Annotated in this window: 1 protein-coding gene; it reads right to left on the reverse strand. The window is 46.8% G+C overall.

What is annotated here, in order from left to right:
- Window positions 1-861, reverse strand: an 861-nt coding sequence (locus tag ACS8FC_RS16010) for a carbamoyl phosphate synthase preATP-grasp domain-containing protein (RefSeq protein WP_459112968.1), incomplete at both ends; no start/stop codon positions are given.

The following is an 861-nucleotide window of genomic DNA, read 5'->3' on the forward strand; positions in this document are numbered from 1 at the left end:
GGGCTCGTACCGATTATTTTTACGCCTGCTGATTCTAACGCGCGGGCCAGTTTCAATGGCGTTTGTCCACCGAACTGGACAATCACACCATCAGGGTTTTCGATGCGAACGATTTCTAGCACGTCTTCTAATGTGATTGGCTCAAAGTATAGACGGTCAGAAGTGTCATAATCGGTTGAAACGGTTTCAGGGTTACAGTTAACCATGATGGTTTCATAGCCGTCTTCACGCATGGCAAGCGCTGCGTGTACACAGCAGTAATCAAACTCGATACCTTGACCGATACGGTTAGGGCCGCCACCGATGACCATGATTTTTTTCTTGTCAGTTGGGTTGGCTTCACATTCGCTATCGTAGGTTGAGTACATATAAGCGGTGCTAGTAGCAAACTCTGCGGCACAGGTATCAACACGCTTGTATACTGGGTAAACGTTCAGATCCCAACGCTTTTTACGTAGTTGCTTTTGTGAGATACCAAGTAGTTTAGCCAAACGTAAATCTGACAAACCTTTACGTTTGAAGCTGCGTAGGTTTTTCTCGTTCAATCCCCCAAAGCCCAGTGACTTCACAGTGGCTTCTGTTTTGACGATGTCTTCGATCTGTACCAAGAACCATGGGTCAATCTTGGTAAAGTTGAACACCTCATCGACGCTCATACCAACGCGGAAGGCATCAGCGATATAGTAGATGCGATCTGGGGTTGGAATCGTTAAGCGATTGATAATCTCGCTACGAGCCTTCTCAGCACTAACTTTTGATAAGTCAATTTGCTCATCAAAGCCATCCGCGCCTGTTTCCATACCGCGCAGGGCTTTTTGCATCGACTCTTGGAAATTACGACCAATCGCCATCACTTCGCCG

Source organism: Psychrobacter sp. 1Y4, from assembly GCF_051847555.1.